This window comes from Mycobacterium sp. NPDC006124 (assembly GCF_040614235.1).
Taxonomy (GTDB): domain Bacteria; phylum Actinomycetota; class Actinomycetes; order Mycobacteriales; family Mycobacteriaceae; genus Mycobacterium.
Window position 1 is genome coordinate 1 of the sequence record NZ_JBEXUA010000001.1, and the last position, 19,398, is coordinate 19,398.

Sequence of the window (19,398 nt, forward strand, 5' to 3'; positions counted from 1 at the left end):
AGAACCCACGTCCCTACGTGTGGACCAAGACCGCCGATCAAATCCTCGCCAGCATCGGCAACTACTGCCAACGAATTAACGACTCAGAACACTAGAAGGTTGCGTGAGTGCTACAGCACGGGTGCCCGAGAATTCGGCTGGTCGCGTCGCAATCCCCAACCACGCTCCACTGTGGACGGCGATCGGCTGATCGGTACAGGGATGTCCGCCGCCGTCTACGGGCCTGGCCGGGTGACCGCGAAGGCCTATGCGCGACTCAACGCCAACGGCTCTGCGCTGGTGCAGTCTGCCACCAGCGATATGGGACCCGGCACCTACACCTCGATGTCCCAGGTCGCCGCCGATGCGCTCGGTCTGGGAATGAGTAACGTGGTGTTCGAACTCGGTGATTCGAACATGCCGCCAACCCCACCTCATGGCGGCTCGATGACCATGGGCTGCGTCGGGTCTGCAGTTCAAGCAGGCTGCGAGACGCTGCGGCAACAAGCAATTTCTCTGGCCGTCAATGACTCTCGCTCTCCGTTGCACGGCTCTCGACCCACCGACGTGCTGGTCCGCGATGGACGGTTGCAGTTGCGCAACGACTACGTGCGAGGTGAGACCTACCAGCAGTTGCTGGCTCGCAACAACCGCTCGCACCTGGAGGCCATTGGTTCCTTCACACCGGCCGAAGAGAACCAGTTCTCCATGTACTCGTACGGGGCGGTATTCGCGGAAGTGGCCGTCGATGCTCGCCTGGGCACGGTGCGCATCCGCCGAATGCTCGGCGTGTACGACGCAGGGCGCATCGTGAATCCGAAACTCGCCAACAGCCAGGCAATCGGGGGAATGACCGGAGGCATCGGCGGCGCACTGCTGGAGCACACCGTCACCGACCCACGCGACGGACGCATCGTCAATGCGAACCTCGCCGATTACCTGGTGCCGGTGAACGCCGACATCATGGATCTGCGCGCCCTGTATCTCAGCGGAGGAAATGATCGCGAGTACAGCTCTCTTGGCGTGAAGGGTCTCGCCGAAATCGTCATCGTCGGAGTCGCGCCAGCAATCGCCAACGCAGTATTTCATGCCACGGGTCGGCGTATCCGTGACTTCCCCATCACTGCCGAAGCGCTCCTGTGACGACAGATCGTCATTGAAATCACCGGTTGAACAGAGTTGTTCGGCTACCACCGCACCGACGGCCGAGGTAGTTGAGCCAAAGCTGCGAAATCTGCAACCAACGAGGAACCACGGGTAGATGTCCAACGAACAAGGCAACAGGAATGATTCCAAGCGGCCCGGAGTCTTCGGTAGACGTCAGGCCCTGATGGCGGGCGCGGGTCTGGCCGCAACCCCGTTCCTGGCCGGGCTGGCTGCGTACGCTGCAGCCGATTCACACGAGCCCGGAGTCCGAGCCGTTCGCGCGTACGGCGCCCGGAGCGCCACCGGGCCGATCGAGGCCCTCGAGATCACGCGCCGAGCTGTCGCGCCGCACGACGTGCGCCTCGACGTGATGTACAGCGGCATCTGCCATTCCGACATCCACACGGTGCGTGCGGACTTCGGTGCGCCCTCCTATCCCATTGTCCCCGGGCACGAGATCATCGGCCGAGTCACCGAAGTGGGTAACGCGGTCACATCGTTGCGGGTCGGTGACATCGCCGGCGTCGGCTGCATGGTCGATTCCTGCGGCACGTGTGTGAACTGCCTCGCCGATCGTGAGCAGAACTGCGTCAACGGCACGACGTTTACCTACAACGCACCCGATCTGGTTTCTGGTGGTTACACCTTCGGGGGGTACTCCCAAACCCTGGTGGTGACAGAAAAGTTCGCCATCCGCATTCCGCCGGGTGTGGACCTCGCCGGTGCTACCCCACTCCTGTGCGCGGGAATCACGACGTTCTCGCCAATGCAGCATTGGCAGTTGGCAGCGCGCCAGAAGGTAGGGATCATCGGTGTCGGCGGTCTGGGGCATGTGGCGTCGAAGTTGGCAGCTGCCCGCGGTGCGGACGTCACCTTGTTCACCACCACCCCACGGAAGCTCGGCGACGCGCAACGACTCGGTGCCCGTGAGGCGGTGCTGTCCACCGATGCGGCAGCCATGTCGGGGTTGAACAACCAGTTCGATCTGTTGATCTCGACGGTCCCGCAGGCCTACCCGATGCAGCCGTTCATGGACCTGATCAAGTTGGATCGCACACTGGTCAACGTCGGAGCCCTGAACAACCTGGCTGATACGCAGCTCAGCGGTATGGCGATGGTCATGGGGCGGAAGAGCTTGGCAGGATCGATGATCGGCGGCATCGCCGAGACTCAGCAGATGATCGACTACTGCGCGCAGCGCGGCATCACCGCCGACGTCGAACTGATTCGTCCCGACCAGATCAACGCGGCCTATCAGCGCATCCTCGACAAGGACATTCGATACCGGTTCGTCATTGACTTCACCTGACGCGGATCCTTGTCCTGACCGCTTCGTCAGTGGGGGGGTCAACGCGCGGTGTAGCCGCCATCGACGGGGAGGGCAACGCCGACGACGAAGCTGGCGCCGGGGCTGCACAGCCAAAGAACGGCTGCTGCCATTTCGTCCGCGGTGCCGAGACGGCCGATGGGTTGGTCGGCGTCGGCTTGGTCGCGGTCGAGGTCTCCCGACTCGATCATCTGGGTGACCATCGGGGTTTCGATGGTGCCGGGGCAGATGGCGTTGATGCGGATGCCGCGGGGGGCGTATTCGAGTGCAGCACTTCGAGTTAGCCCGATGACGCCGTGTTTGGAGGCGTGGTAGGCGGCCCGCCCGGGTAGTCCGACCAGCCCCCCGAGTGAGGAACAGTTGACGATGGCGCCGGAGCCTTGGGTCCGCATCTGGGCGAGTTCGTGTTTCATGCAGGCCTAGATGCCGCGCAGGTTGATGCCGTTGACGCGGTCGAAGAGCTCGGCGGTCTCGTCGGCGGCGTCGGTCATCGGTGATTGGATGCCGGCGTTGTTGTAGGCCAGATCGAGGCTGCCGAACGTGTCGACGGTGGTGGTGACGGCGTGGGCCACCTGGTCCTCGTCGGATACGTCGCACCGCACTGCGAGCACGCGGTGCCCGGAGTCGCGCAGCTGGCTCGCGGCGGCCTGCAGCTGGTCGCCGTCGATGTCGGCCAGCGTGACGGCCGCGCCGGCCTCGGCGAAGGCTCGCGCGGTCGCCAATCCCATGCCGGATCCAGCGCCAGTGACGAAGGCGACGCGGTCGGCGAAGTCATAGGTGGGGTTCACTAGTAGATCCCTTCGATGGTTGAGGTGTTTCGGCCCTTCGAGTTAGAGACCCACCATGGACATTCCGGCCGGGTTGTATCGGTCACCTTGGACGCCCACCCGTGCCGCGAGTGCATTGAGTTCGGCCGTTTCGTCGGCGGATAGTGTGACGGTGGTGGCTGCGACGTTCTCGTCGATGCGTTCACGGCGTCGGGTGCCCGGGATGGGTGCGATCCACGGTTGTTGGGCAAGTAACCATGCCAGCGCTATTTGTCCGGGAGTGCTGCTTTTGGCCGCGGCGAGCCCGCGAACGAGGCCCAGCAGAGCAGCGTTCGCATCGATGTTGCCGGCGGCAAACCGTGGGATCGTGGCCCGGATGTCCCCCGAGGCGAAATCCGTTTCCTTCGTGACGGTTCCGGTGAGGAAGCCCTTGCCCAGCGGGCTGAACGGCACGAAGCCGATGCCGAGTTCTGCGCATGTGGGCAGCACGTCGGGTTCGGGATCACGCGTCCACAGCGAGTACTCGCTCTGCACCGCGGTGACGGGATGTACGGCATGCGCGCGGCGGATCGTCGCGGCCCCGGCCTCGGAGAGTCCGAAATGTCGCACCTTGCCGGACTGGACGAGTTCACCGACCGTGCCAGCGACGTCCTCGATCGGTACCGTCGGGTCGACCCGATGTTGGTAGAACAGATCGATGGCGTCGGTGCGGAGCCGCTTGAGTGAGGCGTCGGCGACTCGCCTGATCTGCTCGGGACGCGAATCGGTTCCCACGATCTTGCCGTCGGCGATGTTCCAGCCGAACTTCGTGGCGATCACCACCTGATCGCGTACCGGCGCCAGGGCCTCACCGACGAGTTCCTCGTTGACATATGGGCCGTAGACCTCGGCGGTGTCGAAGAACGTCACCCCGGCCTTCTCGACTGCGTAGCGCAGGACGGCGATCATGTCGTCACGGTCGCCGGGATTGGGGCCATAGCCCTGTGACATCCCCATGGCGCCAAGGCCGACCGCCGAGACTTCGAGTCCTTGGCCCAGTGTGCGCATATGCATGAGTGTTCCTTGGATGTTGTGGTCTTGATGTCGAACGCTTCGTGGGTGACGTCAGGGTGTAACGAGCACCTTGAGGCTCTTGCGAAACGCCATGTCCCGATACCCCGCGGGGACGCCGTCGAGGTCGGTGGTGGCGTCGAATACCTTGCCCGGGTCGACGGTGCCGTCGAGGATGTCGGGCATCAGCTCCTCGATATAGGCCCGAGCCGGTGCCGGTCCACCGGCGAGTCGGATATTGAGGCCGAAGAGGCTGGCGAACCCGACGGGCGCTTCCTCATACTGCGGAACGCCGACGCGACTGATCACCCCGCCTGCGCGCACGATGCCGACGGCCTGTTCGTAGGCGGGCATGTGCCCGACGGCTTCCAAGACGACGTGCACGCCATCGCCTGCAGTCAGCTCGCGGACTGCGGCAATGCCCTCGTCACCGCGGGCGGAGACGACGTCGGTGGCGCCGTACTCGCGGCCGAGATTCGTGCGCTGGTCGTGGCGGCCCATCAAGATGATCTGCTCAGCACCCAGGCGCTTGGCCGACAGCACCGCCATGAGACCGACTGCGCCGTCGCCGATCACCGCGACGCGGGTCCGCTCCGTGACCCCACCCATCACGGCGGCGTGATACCCGGTGCCGAAGACGTCGGACAGCGTCAACAGCGATGGCATCAACGCCGAATCCTCGGTGACCGGCAGCTTGACCAGCGTACCGTCAGCTAGCGGGACACGGATGGCCTCAGCCTGCGCGCCCTCGTCGGTGATGTCGTCCCAGAAGGTGGCCGCCGGGTCGGCGCACGCGGTGTGTAGACGCTCGCGGCAGAACCGACAAGTGTTGTCTGACAGCGAGAACGGGGACACGACGAGGTCGCCCTTCTTGACGGTCGCCACCTCGGCGCCCACGGCCTCGACCACGCCGACGAACTCGTGGCCCATACGGGCGGGACTGCCTGCGGCACGCATCGATGAGTAGGGGTGCAGGTCGCTTCCGCAGATGCAGGATGCGGTGATGCGGACCAGTGCATCCGTAGGCTGTTTGATCGTCGAGTCTGCAACGTCTTCGACGCGGACGTCGCCGGCGCCGTACATCAATGTTGCGCGCATGAGTGTGGGATTCCCTTCGTCGCGTCGGTTGCCGATTCGTCGATCGCCATTCACCCTCCGTCACGACCCGCGGTAGTGCCAGTGCCTGGTCGTACACGTACCGCCAGGGCACCCCTTGACCGGCCGCGGCCAATCGGAGTTCTCGTGCGTCGTCGTCGAGTCCTTAAGGCCGACCGCCACCCAGTCGGGGGGGCGACTGAGTGGCGGACGGGGTCTATTGGGCAGCTGATTGCCGGGGTCTATTGCTGGGTGCTGAGACTGTTGTGGAAGAACGTGCTCAGGGTGTCGAAGGGGATCAGGTCGGTGCGGTCGTAGAGGTCGACGTGGCCGGCCCCGGGAACGACGACTAACTGCTTGGGTTCGGCGGCGAGTTCGTAGGCCTGCTCGCTGAACTCGCGGGAGTGCGCCTGATCGCCGGTGACGAACAGCATGGGTCGCGGTGAGATCGTTTCGATGTCTTCGAACGGGTAGAAGTTCATGAACCGCGTGTTGCTGCTCAGGGTGGGTTGGGTGCTGGTGTGGGGGCTGTTGCCCCGGGCGGTGCGGTAGAAGTCGTAGAACTCGCGGTCGATCGGGGTCGACTGATCGGTCAGCTCGAACGGCGTGCCGCCGACGTATTGGGTCTTGCCACCGGTGAATTCGACGTCGCGCTGTGCCGCGGCCGCCGCGAGGGCCTGCTGTCGCATCTCCGGGGTCATCGCCCCGCGCAATCCATTGCGGTTGACACCACCCATGTCGTACATGCTGACTGTAGCCACGGCTTTGATCCGCGGGTCGATCTTGGCGGCGCTGATGACGAAACTGCCGCTGCCGCAGACGCCGAGCGCCCCGATGCGTTCGGTGTCGACGAATGACTGGGTGCGCAGGTAGTCGACGGCGGCGCTGAAGTCTTCGGTGTATACATCGGGCGCCACCAGGTTGCGCGGTTGGCCTTCACTTTCGCCCCAGTACGACAGGTCCAGCGACATCGTGACGAAACCCTGCTCGGCGAGCTTGGTGGCGTAGAGGTTGGCGCTCTGCTCCTTGACCGCACCCATGGGGTGACCGACGACCATTGCAGCGCTCTTGACATTGCGATCCAAGTCGTTGGGCACGAACAGGTTCCCAGTCACCTTCATCTGGTACTGATTCTTGAACGTCACCTTCTGCACGGTGACTCGATCGCTGGTGTAGAAGTTGTCCGCTCCCCGGGACGTGTCCCCGGGCGCCAGATTCACCGTCGATGCGGTCGGCGCAGGCGAAGCGGTGCCGCGTTCTGAGGTCGTGCATCCTGCGGTCACGAGGATGCCCAGTGCCAGCGCGCTGGTGGCCATCGTGGTCAGGCGGCGACGCGTACGGTTCCCCACCGTGGTCGTGGTCTCGAAGGCGCAAGCGTGATCCAGATTCATGCCGTCAGCATGCGGTCACCGGGTTCCCGGTGTCATGAGTGCGGATTCCCGAACCGGTCGGGAATTCCTCCCAGATCGATTGACCCGCGGTCCGCGACAAGTCGGGTGCCTGCACCCGTGACGACAGGAACTGCTGCACGACATCATCTTTCATGTCGCGTCCAATCGCACTCCCCAATGTAGAAAGCAGGGAACAACCATGAAGAACCTGTTCGCCACCACGCTCGTTACCGGCGCTCTCGCAGCGGCTGCCTTGGGGTCAGCCAACCTCGCGGTGGCCGCCGTGCCCACCGGTCCCTCGAACGTCACCTCGACGATCAGCGGACTGGAGGTCAAGGGCTTTGACGTCATCGTCAACCGCGTGGGAGCCGCTCCGCTGTCGGCGTGTTCGATCGGCGCGGTGCGACCCGGCCACGAGATCACCCGCACCGACAGCGGAGTCCCCGGGGACACCCTCACCACCACCGTCGTCTCCAGGACCGTGTACGTCGACCTCGCGTGCTGACGCGGTGACGTCCGGCCTGGATTCACGACTGGTGAGGGGTGTACCGGGGGTACACCCCTCACCAGTGACTGTCTCAACGAGCCAAGCCCCGGTTCACTGGGGAGATCTGGCCGGCCGCGATCGCCACCGGTACACGTATGGCCGACCTTCTGATCACCATCGAGAAACTGTTGTACTACAACCAGTTTCACACCCTGAGGAGATATCGTGAAGATGTACAAGACACTTGGAGTTCTCGCGGCGGCCGTCTCGATGAGCCTGAACGAAGCGGGCCCCGCCGGCGCTGACGACTCAATCGCCGGCCAGACCATGGAGATCTCACCGAACGATGCCCGCCCAGCGGGGGGTGGACCCGCGGAGACCTTCACCGGCGCCGTCACGGTGAAACCGCTCTTCGATCCCAACGGAGTCCGCACGTTCGGGTCGGCCGAGGTGTCGTTCACCCCGTGCGCGCGGACGGCGTGGCACACCCACCCCGCAGGGCAGACCCTCGTCGTCCTGTCGGGATCAGGCTGGATTCAGCAGTGGGACGGCATGAAGCAGTCGATCAACCCGGGTGACGTGATCTGGACGCCGCCGGGCGTCAAGCACTGGCACGGCGCCACCGAGGACGCCGCCATGACGCACATCGCGATTCAAGGAACCCTTGACGGCAAGGCCGTTGACTGGATGGAACACGTCACCGACGCCGAATACAAGAGCTAGGGACCACCGGTGGCCGCCGGCGATCCAGTGTGCCAAGTCTTGCCTTCAACCCGGAGAACCCATGACTGATCGACTGACCCTCAACAATGGCGTCCGCATCCCCGCGGTCGGCTTCGGCGTGTTTCAGAGCGAACCGGAGGAGACCGCCGTCGCCGTCGAAACCGCCCTGAAGGCCGGCTACCGACACATAGACACCGCCGCCGGGTACGGCAACGAACGCGAGGTCGGCGAAGGGATCCGCCGCTCGGAAGTCGACCGGAACGACGTCGTCATCGAGACGAAGGTGTGGGTCAGCGACTACGGCTACGACCAGACCCAACACGCGTTCGACAAGAGCGCGACCAAGCTCGGGGTTGCACAAATCGACCTGCTGATCCTGCATCAGCCCATGCCGCAGCACTTCCAGCGCACTATCCAGGCCTACCGCGCACTCGAACGGCTCCTTGCTGACGGACGAGTGCGGGCCATCGGGGTCAGCAACTTCATGCCTCACCACCTCGCGGCCCTGCGCGAGCAGACCGAGATCGTTCCCGCAGTGAATCAGATCGAACTGCACCCCTACTTCACTCAGCCCGCCGCACAGCAGGCGAACGCCGAACTCGGCATCCTCACCCAGGCGTGGTCGCCGATCGGCGGCATCACCTTCTACCCGGGCTGGGGAGGCGAGAACCGGAAGAGCGTTCTCGACGATGAGACGATCCGCGCCATCTCCGACAGTCACGGGAGGACACCGGCGCAGGTCATGCTGCGGTGGCACCTCCAGCAGGGCCGGTCGGTCATCCCCAAGTCGACGAACGCGGAGCGCATGGCTCAGAACATCGACGTCTTCGACTTCATTCTCGGCGCCGATGAGCTCGTCGCCATCGACTCGCTCGATCGAGGCGTGCGCGGTGGGCCCGACCCCGACGAGGTCGACCCCTCGTCCTGGGACATGGTCATCCCGGAACCCTGACACTGTGTCTGAGCTGAAGATGAAGCGGCGCAGCCGCTTGCGCACCAGGAACATGCTCGCGCAACGAAGTCGAGATTCGCTGCGGTACAGATCATTCCGTAACCCATACCGATATCGATGTCTCGCCCGGCAGCTGAGACGCGGAGTTCGACGCCGTCAATGGCTGGGAACGGTCTCATTCAGCAACCGTGCGTATGGTCAGCAGCCTCTCCCGGTCCGCTCATCGAACGCCCAACCGACCGGCTTCGCGCTCGGCGGCAACGTTGAGTACGCGGTTGCGAGAACCGGCGAGTTTGGCGCGTAAGTGTTCCCCGACGGTGACGGGTTCGTAGAGCGCCGGTCGGTCGTCGCTGACGCAGGTCGGCAGCGGAGCGACCACCGCGTCGATGTTCCGTCGTGAAAGTAGGCCGCCGAGCGGCGAGGCACGAGTTCGCCGTCCACGCGAGGTGCGGCGACTCGGTGCATCGTGGAGATCCACTGGTCATTGGTCCACCGAGCCAACGCGTCACCGAGGTTGACGAGCAGGGCGTCAGGTGCGTGCTGCACGGGGTGGCACGCGCCGTCCCCGCCGAGGATCTGCAAGCTCGGCAAGGGATCTGCCCATAGGACGGTGACGATCCCGTGGTGGGTGTGTGCGCCCATTCCCACCTGATCGGGCTCCAGGACTACGTCGGCTGGGAATCCTGATGTCTGCAGGGCGGTATCGAGTTGCGCTGCGAGCGCGGCTCGTTCGGTCGCTGAGCCGTGGTTCCAGTGAGACAGGTCGACGAGGGGCATTTATCAATGCGCGAACTTGTGCGGCGCTCAGGCGTGAGTCAACCGTTCCTCAGTCAGATCGAGCGAGGGGCGAGTGCGCCATCGATGGTCACGACCTTCCGTCTCGCTGAGGCTCTTGAGGTCCTGCCCGGTGCACTTCTTCCTGCTTCACCTACCTCTCAGGTGACTGTGGTTCGCGCCGACGAGGGGCGCGCCATCCCGGTGGCCAATCGTCCCGATGCGGCCGCGGGCCGCGCCCTGCTGATACAGCCGGGCAATCCGCTCGAGATCATCGAGTATCGCGTCGCACCAGGCCAGTACCTCGAAGAGTAGTTCGAGTTGGCCGGGGATCTGGCCGTCTATCTAGTGAGCGGGGCGCTCGACGTCGAGATTGAGGGGAGCCCGGTCGTACGGCTGCACCCCGGCGACCTGCTGGCGCACCCGGCGGCCACCCGCCATCGCTGGCCATTGGTGAATGATCAACCGGCACATGCGCTTCAGGCGATCGCCCATCCATCTGAGGAGGCGCGGCGACGCCCCGCTCGTACGATGTGATGGACTGTGGGGATTCTGTTCGTACCTCGCTGGCCCGTGAATAGTCGCATCACCGATTGACGCGAACGGACCATGCTGGGCAGTCCGCCGCCCCGCAGCATTTTCAAGTAGCTTCGCCGCTTGCGGCGGCGGCGACCTGGCTACTCCGACCGCGTCGAGACGGGAAGGCAGAGCGGCGCGCAGCGAGGGTGACGCAGAAGGCGACGAGTGCAAGCGCGATCATGACGATCGGCAGGCCGAGACCGTCGACCTGGGTGATCAAGACCGCGCCGACGACACCGCCGCCGAAGATGGCGGTGTTGAAAGCCACTCCGACAAGCGAATTCGCGACATCGGCATTCTCGCCGGTCGACTCGGCCATCGCTGTCTGAAGTTGGGTGGCCGCCCCACCGAAGGCTATGCCCCAGAGCACGATCGCGGCTACGACGGCGCCCAGCGATTGGTGCGCCACCGCGAAGATGACACCCGCCACGATGAAGGACGCGATGCTGGTCAGCACCAACGAACGAAGGGCGCGGTCGATCAGCAGACCGGTGACCCAGACGCCGGCAATGGCGGCAACACCGAAGGTGACCAGAGCAGCCTGAGTCGAGAATCCAACGTTGGCGAACGCCAGGTAGGAAGCAATGTAGGTGTAGAAGGTGTTGTGCGCCAGCATCCACGCGACGATCACTGCCAGGATCGGTGCGACACCCGGTAGGGCGAACACCTTGATGACGGGCACGCGTGACGTGGCGCGCTGGCCCGGTGCGTCCGGTACGAAGAGCACGGCCAGGACGACCGTGGCGAGGGCGACGAGCGACAGCGTCGCGAACGAGTATCGCCAACCCATCGTCGACCCGATCCACGATCCCAGCGGCGTACCGAATGCCAGCCCTGCCGGGACGCCGATCGACGCGATGGACAAGGCGCGTCCGGCGTGCTCGGGCGGGCTGATCCGCCGGGCGTAACCGGCAAGGATTCCCCACAGCAGTCCCGAGCACGCCCCGGCGAACAGTCGCACGCCCAGCGACAGCGTGATCTCCGGGGATACCGCGGTGACCACGTTGGCGAACAGGATGCCGAGCATGCCAAATACGGCGAGAGGCTTGCGCCGCCATCCGCGAGTCGCGGTGGTCGCCGGAATGGCCGCGATGACAGTGCCCAAGGCGTATGCGCTGACGAGTTGACCCGCAGTGGCTTCGGAGACGTCCATCCCCGCGGCGATCTGCGGAAGCAAACCCGCCGGCATGGTTTCCGAAGCGATGAGGACGAACCCCATCAACGCCATGATCAGGAGAGCAGCCAACGGCAGGCCGCCGTCGACCTGCTTGGGAGCGGTTGTGGTCGGTGCAGTCGAGTAGCTCATGAGGCCTCATCGTCTGAATTGCGAAGAACGCGCGGGGCGGACGGCGCCGTTGCCGTCACGATCGATTCGCCGTGTTCGATGGTTTTGACAGCTTTCATTCAAGCCGTCGGGCAGATCGGGTGGGAGTTCCCCTGGTGACACGTAACGGCAGAGCACCCCTGGGTCCTGACCTGTTTGAAACAGAGGGATTGACTAGTGGTCGGTGGCCCTAGGGGACGAGCTCGACGGTCGCGTCGAAGTCGCCGGACTTGGCTGCGATGGCGCGCATGTCTCCGTCGAAATGACCGACCCGCATGATCCCGGTCCAGTAACCGACGTCGCCGTAGTAGAGCACCAGGTTGCCGTCGGGCGCCCAGTAGCCCAGATCACCGATCTGAGGATCGTCGCCCGCGGGCATTCCGTCCACCGACAGTTTCCGAGGCAGTTTTGCACCCTTTTCGACCCCGTGCAGATCGCTGAACGTCAGCGTCATCGGTAGCTGCGACGCGAAGTCTCGGGCGGTGGCGTTGTCGAACAGGCGTCCGATCAGGGTCGTGTCGCCGACTACGACGCGGAACTGCGCTGCAACGTTAGGGGACGTACTCATCGGTGCGGCAGGAATCCTTGCTGGATTGGTATCAGGGGCCGCGGCGGTAGGGGCGCCAAGGCGTTCAACTTGCACGCTACACGCAGCCAAAAGCATTGCACTGCATACTACTTGGACGATAGGCGCGGTCCGCAGAAGAATCAATCGGCACCCCGAACGCCAAGCCGTCACGCTCATGTCAGCCTCCGGGACTCGTCGATGACGGCTACGTCGGGCAGCTGCTCGGCGGTCCACGAGGCCAGTAGCTCCAGTGCATGCGCGGTCGGCGACGCGGGTTCGGCGACGTAGAGCGTCAGCGTCAGCCCCGGATCGGAGATCATGTCTACGCTCTCGTAGAACAATTCGAGGTCGCCAACCACGTCGTGGTGGAAAGACTTCGCCCCCGCGCCGTGGGTGCGCACGTCATGCGCGCCCCATCGGCGGCGGAAATCATCACTGCAAGTGCTCAATTCACCCACGAGATCTTGGAGCAGGTCGTCGTGAGGGTCGCGGCCGGCCTCGGTGCGCAGGATGGCGACGCAGATGTTGGCGGCCTCTTCCCAGTTTGGATAGAACCGGTGGGAATCCTCGTGCAGGAATGTGAAGCGCGCGAAGTTCGGCGGCCGGGTAGGGTCGCTGTCGTACAACGATGAATGCATGCCTCGTCCCAAGTGGTTCACGGCCAGCAGATCCATCCGGCCGTTGCGGACGATCGCCGGGGCAGTGAACTTGTCCAGCGCCCACTGCAAACTGGGCCGCGGGGTCCAGCGCTTGGCTGGGCGCCGCCGTGGCCGCATGCCTTCGCTTGTGCCATTGGCGGCGTGCGCAAGGTGAAACAGGTGAGCCCGTTCGGCGTCGTCGAGCTGCAGCGCGCGGGCGACGGCATCGAGAATCGAGGCCGAAACGCCGGCTAAGCTGCCGCGTTCGAGCTTGCTGTAGTACTCGATGCTGACGCCGGCGAGGGAGGCGACCTCTCCGCGGCGCAGCCCCGGTACCCGGCGATTCCCGAACTCCGGTAAGTCCGCCTGCTGCGGAGTGAGCTTGGCTCGCCGCGACATCAAGAATTCGCGGACTTCGGCGCGATTGTCCATGTGATTTACGGTACGAGAGCTTCGTGCGACATGGAATGCACTCTCGGTACACCCCTCCTCATGGACTCACTTCCTGGGTGTGACCTGCTTCCCGTGTGCACAGTGATCTGGATTTGCTCGAATTCGTTCTTCATCACTGTGACGAAACGCGCAGACTGCGCGTGGCGGTCAATCGTGTCCTTGGCAGAGTGCACATCAAAGTGAGAATCCGCGCTGTGGACATCGTGCGAGAATGTCCCGGTTGGCGCAGGTCAGCAGGCCGCATGTGGACACGAAACTTGAGAAGCCACAGTGGTGCTCTGCTGTGGCTTCTCAAGTTTGATGTCCATTTCTCACGTGGAAATGTCCACCTGATGTCCAATTGGACTTGAGAGTGAGAGTCGGTGGTCTGGCGACGGGATCCGAGGCACCGCCATCAGTTGACCGGGTCGAACTTCCAACACCCCTGCGCGACAAAAACTTGCGGCGCTATCACTGCTTGCTTAGATCACAGACTCTCCGTGGCTCCGGGGGAGGTCGCGGAGTAGTGCAGTTCGATGGCGGTCAACTGCGTCCCCGCCGGTATGTCGAATCGGATGCCCAGTTTGGTGGTGGTGGCGGGCGGGATCTCCAATACCGCCGTCTCGTGGTCCATGCGTAACGCGGCCATCCCGCGCGGCGCATACCGGTGGCCGGCCGCGTCGATCAACTTCTGGTCGACGAGGACGAAGAGATGAGACTCGTTGCCGGTGTTGGTGCTTAGTCTTCGATCTAGGCGCCGCGAAGCTGGGCTGCGCCCTCGTCCTCACGAAGCGGTCGCGAAAACCTTTGCGTCAGAACCGCTCGCGTGATCTGGAAACCAGGGCGACGCGTCTGCACGACCCAGCCCGTCCACGTAATCGTCCCGCAGCGGGGCTCGACTAGGAGTGACCCAAACTCGGCCGGTAGTCAGCAACCTCGGCCTCGGCAGCAAGCAACGCGCCCAATTCGCCCTCTTGTTGGGCAACGAAGACACCGACCACCTGGCGGCAGACCTCCGGCACGCTCACCCCACGCATGTCAGCGATGCGCTTCAACCCGACCAGCATCGCAGTAGACACGTGAAACTGCACGGCGAACTGACCGCACGACCCATCCTCGGGCAGCGGCCCCGGACCTACCACCGCAGGGTCGGGCACGCCGAATTCGTCCACCACAGCACCGCGCGCCCTCTCGACGACCCCACCATTGGCGCCGCCAGCAGTGCGGTCGGCGGACTCCCGGAACTCCTCGTGGCTGAACAAACCCATTCCGCCAACGCTAGACCTCACAGAACCCCGAAGCCGCCGAGAGTGCGGCGCCGCTTGCAGGTGATGGCCGAAAGCGCCGGGGCCTGCTGCTTAACTCTCTAGCCAATGCGGCCGAGAACCACTCCGCTGGGCGATCGTCACGGCCTGGGCTGGCTGCCCTCGACCTCGTTGATGCCGAGGCCGTCGACGAAACGAGGTCCGGTCCGGGACAGCTCGTCACGGTAACTATCGGCCCAGTAGCCGAAGGGGTGATGGGCCAGGTACTCGTTGCGGAATCGGTCGTCCTCGGAGACCTCGGTGACGCAGAACGCGGGGATCGTCAGATCTACGACCGGAGTGTTGCGCTCGACCTCTGCCAGTAAGAGAGGTGCGTTCCGGCCGAGGAACCGATCGACGATCCAGCCGTCCTCGCCGAGCCACGCAGAGTAGCGAATCTTCGTGATGACATGTTCTGCGTGCGAAATGATCTGGCCGGCGACGATCGGGTCGAGTTCGCGTTCGGCTTCGTAGCGGGTGCCTCCGGCGGCCGGACCCTTGGCGGTCATGGTTCCGATTGCGTCAGCAGCAGCCAGGTCCCTGGCATTGACGAGACCGCGTGAAGAAACATCGAAGTCAACGGGGGCGGGGCCCTGCAGTCGCACGCGCACCGCGTATCCCTCGGCGGCGAACAGGTAGGCCTGCACGATCACTTCGGGCCGCGGATCGAGGGCAGTGACGTCGGGCATCTCGCGAACGTAGAACTTGCGCTCGAACTCGAAATCGCCGGAATCAGACTCAGACATCTCCTGACGTTAGCGCCTTGGAACCCCGATGAATCGCAGGCAGTGCCGTGGCCACAGACGAATGGTCTTGCGCGGCAACGAGTGGGCCGGCGATGCCGACGATCGCGAAACCTTCACGGTGCGCGGAGGCCTTGGTCGAGATCGACACAGCCGCTTCTCGGGTCAGGTCAGGGGCGGCGCACCGATGAACTCCACACCGGCAGTGATCGCGGGTCGGTGGCGAAGGATCCGATAGTGAGCCAATCGCCCGAGACCCTTCGTCGTCAGGAGTCGCGCGCCCGGCCACGTCGCCGCCAGTCGCTGGCTGGCCGCATACGGCGCATCGGGGTCATCGGGGTCGTGAATGACGAGCAGCGGCGGGTACCCGGCGAGGCGACCGACGTGTTCCATGTTGGTCTCGTGCAGCGGCATTCCGATCCGCTTCTCCAGGCGGCGTTGCAGCCCGGCTCGAATACGGCGGCCGAAATCGTGCCGCGCCGCGAACAATTCGAGGTACAGGGGGAAGTCGCCCATCGGCGAGAGCAGAACCAATCGTCCGACTGAGGCGCCTTCGGCCGCCGCGCACACCGTGGCATTTCCGCCCAGCGAGTGGGCCACCACCGCATGGGCCGACCCGTGTGCCTCGATCACGGCTTTGATCGCCGCAGCGCACTCGACCGATGTGGTCCGTCCGGGCGCGAACTCGCCGTGGTCGGATTCGTTGTGGCTGGGCAGGTCGAATGCGATGACGCGGTACCCGGCTGCGACCAGTGGCCTGATGAACATCGCCAGATGCGGACGTCGACCGCCCCAGCCGTGGACCAGATAGACCGGCGGTCCCTCGCCCCATCCCTCGCCGACGACCCGGTGCCCGTCCCAATATGCCTCGAGCGGCTTGCCCGGCGGCACACCCGGCGGCAGCCGCAGAGCGGATTCCATGACGGGCGGTGTGCACCACAAGTCGACCGCCCACCGAGAGCCGATTGCGGGTGCGAACCGTTCGAGAACACGGAAACGCCTGCGGACGTCATCGGCTACCGGGGGAAGAATGCCGGAGCCGACGACATCGAGTGGGGGTATCGCCCCTACCGGGGCCGACTCCAAGGCTCGGTCAGACTTGGGTTCTGTCATGGCCGACGATCTGTTGAAGTGGCACGCGGCGACCCTAGCAGCGTGCCGCGGTGTCTCCTGATCACCGGCAAATTGCAGTGACTCCCGCCGCTGAGCCCACACAGACCGCACCGCACGACCTCCCCGCACTAGGCGATGCAGGCGCCTCCAACGATGGCGGAGCACGAATGCGCTGGTCTGAGCCTCTCTGCCGGGTGACGCGTCCGCCCACCGGCGCTACTGCACAGTCACCTCCCAGCGGCCGGAGGATGTGCGTCCGAAAAGGGGGCCCGGGTCGTCACAGAGGACCTCAGATGTCGATGAGCTGACTGAGGCCGGCACGTCCGGTGACGCCAGCTTTGTTGCTGGCGCGGTAGATGTGGCTCTCCACGGTTCGTATCGACAGGGATTGGATGTCGGCGATTTGGCGGTTGGTCAGCCCTTGGGCGACCAGGACGACGATTTCGCGTTCGCGGTTGGTGAACGGTGCGGCGAATCCGGCGGTGACGATGGCAGGGCTGGTGGCGTGACCGCACAGCGCGGCCAAGCGCCTCGCTCGCCCGGCCGCGGTGGTGGCGCTGGCTGCACGACCGGCCCGTCGGTGCGAGGTCGCCGATTGGGCTGCGGCGTCGGCGGCGGCCAGCCGATCACCCGTCGACTCCCACAGCTCCGACACCGCCTCCAGACCCGCGGCGTCATCGCTGCTCAACGCCTCGGCGTAGCGGGCGGCCACCGTAGCGCGCACGGTCCCGACCCGCTGGGCGAGCTCGGACAATCGTTCGGCGGCGTCGGTGTCGTCGAGCTGGACTGCCGTCTGCAGACACCACACTTCCCGTGCCCACTGCTGGTGATCACGGGCGAAGTCGGCCGCGGTCAGCGCCAGGGCACGGGCATCGCCGAATCGCGATCGGGCTGCGGCGATCCAGGCCTCGGCGATGAGGTCGGCAGAGTCGTAGTAGTGATACGCCGGTGGTCGACACTCGCGGGCAGTGGCCAATGCCCGCTCCGCGAGATCCACGTCGCCGACCCGAGCGAGCGCCTGCGCGCGCATCAACTCAAATCTGGGAAAACTGTTGGCGGCGTGGAAACCTCGTCCGCTCCAGCAGCTCGCATCGGGGTGGGCGGGCAGATGGTCCAAGGTCGCTCGAAGATCACCGGCGGCCAGATGTGCCATTCCCAGGATCTGCTGGGCGATGTGGCGCATCGTGGTCTCACGGCCGTACGGGCTGCGGGCGAACTGTTGCGCGATCGCTACGGCCTCGGAGATGTGTCCCGACGCTGCAAGTGCGCTGACGTGGACCTCGGTGATCGGGCCGCGCAGGTGCGCACCCTCGAAGGTCGATTCCAACGCTCGCGCGGACACCGCGACGACGTCGGCCACGTGTTCTGGCTTGCCCAGCTCGCCGTAGGCCATGCAGGCGGGGATGCAGGCCATCACCGTCCCGTAAGGATCGAGCTCCTGGTCGTCGACCTGCTCCAAGGTCTGCAGCACCTCCAGGGTGCGCCCGGCCAGCGCCAGCTGGTTGGCCCGAAACACCAGAATCTGCGCACGCCGCTCGCCTGTCTCGGTCATCAGGGCGCGCTCGACGATCTGCCACGCCTGCTGCGGGTTGCGTTTGGCCCACAGCTCGTTGGAGGCGCGCAGCACCACTTCGTTGCGGAATCCGGGGCCGACCTCACCTGAACGCGGCGCCTGGGTGAGGACGTCGTCTGCCGATTCGCCGTCACCCATCATGAACAGAGTCCAGGCCCGCAACACGTGGGCTCGTGGCCCCACACCGGCCTCGGCTGCCGCGGCGAACAACCTCTCGGCCAGATCGAAGTCGAGCAGGGAGTTCGCCGCGCCGCCCGCCGCCGTCAAAAGCTCGGGCTGCAGGGCCAGATCCGACTCCAGCCACAGCAATCCCCGTTTGACCACGACCGCAGCGCTGCCGCCTTCGCCCATTGCCGTGGCCACCCGCCCGCGCAGCCGTGCCAGGCGCACCGAACCGCATCGCGAGCGGCGGATCTCCGCGAACAGGGGATGTCCAAGGTAGACCTGCTCATCGGCGATCCGGATCAACCCTCGTTGCTCGGCTTCCTCGACGGCGTCCTGCTCGGCCAGCAGCGACAACCAGCGCCGGTCGAGGGGCTCGGCGGCGGCGATCGTGTCGATCACGTCCAGCACCGGCCCTCGCAGCGCACCGACTTCGTGCTCGACGAGGTCTGCCAGCGACCCGCTCACCACGACGTCCCCGCTCCACTGCAGCATCCCGTCGGTCACGGCCAACCGTTCGGCGTCGGTCTCCTGCTCGGCCAGTCGTCGCACGAACAGCATGTTTCCGCCGGTCAATTTCCAGAATCGGTCACTGCAGCCGTGGTCGGGCGGCGCCCCGAATGCTGCCGCCAGGGCCGCGTCCATTTGCTCGCGTGACAGCGTCATGACCTCACGCCATACGACGTGTCCGGTCTTGCCCAGCTCGTTCAGGGCGGCCGGCGTCGGTTCCCCGGTGCGTAGTGTCATCACCAGCCGGGCGGCCCCGGAGTCCACCAGGTGCCGAACCACGAGGACCGACAAGTCGTCGAGCAGATGCGCGTCGTCGACGACGAGCAACAGCCGGCCCGCGTCACTGCCCGCGACCACCGCCTCACCCACCCGACGCACCAACGCCGCCTCGCCACCTCCGACGTCGTCGGTCCACTGGGCGCACGCACCCAACGGCACGTGCTGACTGGTGGCGGTCGCGCTGATTCTCCGAACGGTCCACCCCTGCGCGGCAGCATGCTCGGCCGCCTCCCACGCCACCCGGGACTTGCCGACCCCCGCCGCTCCGGTCAGCGCGACACCCATTTGCCCGGACGCCTCGAGCACCGCCATGACCTCGTCGAGCAGGTCGTCACGCCCCGCCAGGGGCCACGTCCGCGACATCACCGAAGATTAGCTGGAAGTGGCAATTGATGAGACGTCGTCGGGCCCGCCGTCATGATTCCCGCCACCTGCACTACCCCGTCGTGGCCCTATCGCACCTGTTGCGGGGTGTCGGATTG

Annotated in this window: 18 protein-coding genes and 3 pseudogenes; 8 read left to right on the forward strand and 13 right to left on the reverse strand. The window is 65.2% G+C overall.

The window, feature by feature from the left end; translation table 11 throughout:
* Positions 1–99 precede the first annotated feature (99 nt).
* Together ABZ195_RS00005 and ABZ195_RS00010 are read left to right on the forward strand one after the other, a co-directional pair.
* Positions 100–1,122: a molybdopterin cofactor-binding domain-containing protein gene (locus tag ABZ195_RS00005; protein ID WP_355213731.1), complete on the forward strand. Its 1,023-nt coding sequence runs from the start codon at positions 100–102 to the stop codon at positions 1,120–1,122.
* Positions 1,123–1,309: 187 nt separating this feature from the next.
* Positions 1,310–2,434 (forward strand): NAD(P)-dependent alcohol dehydrogenase, encoded by a 1,125-nt coding sequence (locus ABZ195_RS00010; RefSeq protein WP_355213732.1) that lies wholly within the window; start codon positions 1,310–1,312, stop codon positions 2,432–2,434.
* 38 nt (positions 2,435–2,472) lie between these two features.
* On the opposite strand, the pseudogene ABZ195_RS00015 reads toward ABZ195_RS00010, so the two are convergent.
* From ABZ195_RS00015 to ABZ195_RS00030, 4 genes and pseudogenes are all read right to left on the reverse strand, one after another.
* A pseudogene (locus ABZ195_RS00015) lies at positions 2,473–3,240 on the reverse strand (glucose 1-dehydrogenase).
* Positions 3,241–3,282: 42 nt separating this feature from the next.
* On the reverse strand, positions 3,283–4,272 hold the full coding sequence (locus tag ABZ195_RS00020; RefSeq protein WP_355213733.1) for an aldo/keto reductase: 990 nt from the start codon (positions 4,270–4,272) through the stop codon (positions 3,283–3,285).
* A 51-nt stretch (positions 4,273–4,323) separates the two neighbouring features.
* Positions 4,324–5,367: an alcohol dehydrogenase catalytic domain-containing protein gene (locus ABZ195_RS00025; RefSeq protein ID WP_355213734.1), complete on the reverse strand. Its 1,044-nt coding sequence runs from the start codon at positions 5,365–5,367 to the stop codon at positions 4,324–4,326.
* A 239-nt stretch (positions 5,368–5,606) separates the two neighbouring features.
* Entirely contained in the window at positions 5,607–6,755 is a 1,149-nt protein-coding gene (locus ABZ195_RS00030; RefSeq protein WP_355213735.1) for an alpha/beta hydrolase, read from the reverse strand.
* 199 nt (positions 6,756–6,954) lie between these two features.
* Between ABZ195_RS00030 and ABZ195_RS00035 the strand changes: the two genes are divergently transcribed.
* The 3 genes from ABZ195_RS00035 to ABZ195_RS00045 all read left to right on the forward strand — a co-directional run bounded on the left by ABZ195_RS00035 (position 6,955) and on the right by ABZ195_RS00045 (position 8,917).
* Entirely contained in the window at positions 6,955–7,260 is a 306-nt protein-coding gene (locus ABZ195_RS00035) for a hypothetical protein (protein WP_355213736.1), read from the forward strand.
* 213 nt (positions 7,261–7,473) lie between these two features.
* Complete coding sequence (locus tag ABZ195_RS00040; protein ID WP_355214874.1) at positions 7,474–7,965, forward strand: cupin domain-containing protein; 492 nt, start codon at positions 7,474–7,476, stop codon at positions 7,963–7,965.
* A gap of 61 nt (positions 7,966–8,026) precedes the next feature.
* A complete protein-coding gene (locus ABZ195_RS00045; protein ID WP_355213737.1) occupies positions 8,027–8,917 on the forward strand; it encodes an aldo/keto reductase in 891 nt (296 codons plus the stop codon).
* Positions 8,918–9,137: 220 nt separating this feature from the next.
* Here ABZ195_RS00045 and ABZ195_RS00050 read toward each other — a convergent pair.
* Positions 9,138–9,562: pseudogene (locus ABZ195_RS00050) on the reverse strand (2OG-Fe(II) oxygenase family protein); the annotation flags it as partial.
* Between the two features lie 108 nt (positions 9,563–9,670).
* On the opposite strand from ABZ195_RS00050, the pseudogene ABZ195_RS00055 reads away from it, so the two are divergent.
* The 3 genes and pseudogenes from ABZ195_RS00055 to ABZ195_RS00065 all read left to right on the forward strand — a co-directional run.
* A pseudogene (locus ABZ195_RS00055) lies at positions 9,671–9,805 on the forward strand (helix-turn-helix transcriptional regulator); the annotation flags it as partial.
* A 51-nt stretch (positions 9,806–9,856) separates the two neighbouring features.
* Positions 9,857–10,006: a hypothetical protein gene (locus ABZ195_RS00060; protein WP_355214960.1), complete on the forward strand. Its 150-nt coding sequence runs from the start codon at positions 9,857–9,859 to the stop codon at positions 10,004–10,006.
* Positions 10,007–10,039: 33 nt separating this feature from the next.
* A complete protein-coding gene (locus ABZ195_RS00065; RefSeq protein WP_355214876.1) occupies positions 10,040–10,228 on the forward strand; it encodes a hypothetical protein in 189 nt (62 codons plus the stop codon).
* A gap of 103 nt (positions 10,229–10,331) precedes the next feature.
* On the opposite strand, the gene ABZ195_RS00070 is transcribed toward ABZ195_RS00065, so the two are convergent.
* From ABZ195_RS00070 to ABZ195_RS00105, 8 genes are all read right to left on the reverse strand, one after another.
* Positions 10,332–11,576: an MFS transporter gene (locus ABZ195_RS00070; protein WP_355213738.1), complete on the reverse strand. Its 1,245-nt coding sequence runs from the start codon at positions 11,574–11,576 to the stop codon at positions 10,332–10,334.
* A 208-nt stretch (positions 11,577–11,784) separates the two neighbouring features.
* Complete coding sequence (locus ABZ195_RS00075; RefSeq protein ID WP_355213739.1) at positions 11,785–12,162, reverse strand: cyclophilin-like fold protein; 378 nt, start codon at positions 12,160–12,162, stop codon at positions 11,785–11,787.
* Between the two features lie 173 nt (positions 12,163–12,335).
* Positions 12,336–13,232 carry a helix-turn-helix transcriptional regulator gene (locus ABZ195_RS00080; protein WP_355213740.1) on the reverse strand — a complete coding sequence of 299 codons (897 nt, stop codon included), beginning with the start codon at positions 13,230–13,232 and terminating at the stop codon, positions 12,336–12,338.
* Positions 13,233–13,719: 487 nt separating this feature from the next.
* Entirely contained in the window at positions 13,720–13,866 is a 147-nt protein-coding gene (locus ABZ195_RS00085) for a hypothetical protein (RefSeq protein ID WP_355213741.1), read from the reverse strand.
* 265 nt (positions 13,867–14,131) lie between these two features.
* The gene (locus ABZ195_RS00090) at positions 14,132–14,500 is read right to left on the reverse strand and encodes a hypothetical protein (RefSeq protein WP_355213742.1); all 369 of its coding nucleotides are present in this window, start codon (positions 14,498–14,500) and stop codon (positions 14,132–14,134) included.
* Positions 14,501–14,637: 137 nt separating this feature from the next.
* Positions 14,638–15,282, reverse strand: a complete 645-nt coding sequence (locus tag ABZ195_RS00095; RefSeq protein ID WP_355213743.1) for a hypothetical protein — start codon at positions 15,280–15,282, stop codon at positions 14,638–14,640.
* A 162-nt stretch (positions 15,283–15,444) separates the two neighbouring features.
* Positions 15,445–16,392 (reverse strand): alpha/beta fold hydrolase, encoded by a 948-nt coding sequence (locus ABZ195_RS00100; RefSeq protein WP_355213744.1) that lies wholly within the window; start codon positions 16,390–16,392, stop codon positions 15,445–15,447.
* Between the two features lie 289 nt (positions 16,393–16,681).
* The gene (locus ABZ195_RS00105; protein ID WP_355213745.1) at positions 16,682–19,279 is read right to left on the reverse strand and encodes a LuxR family transcriptional regulator; all 2,598 of its coding nucleotides are present in this window, start codon (positions 19,277–19,279) and stop codon (positions 16,682–16,684) included.
* Between the last annotated feature and the right edge of the window lie 119 nt (positions 19,280–19,398).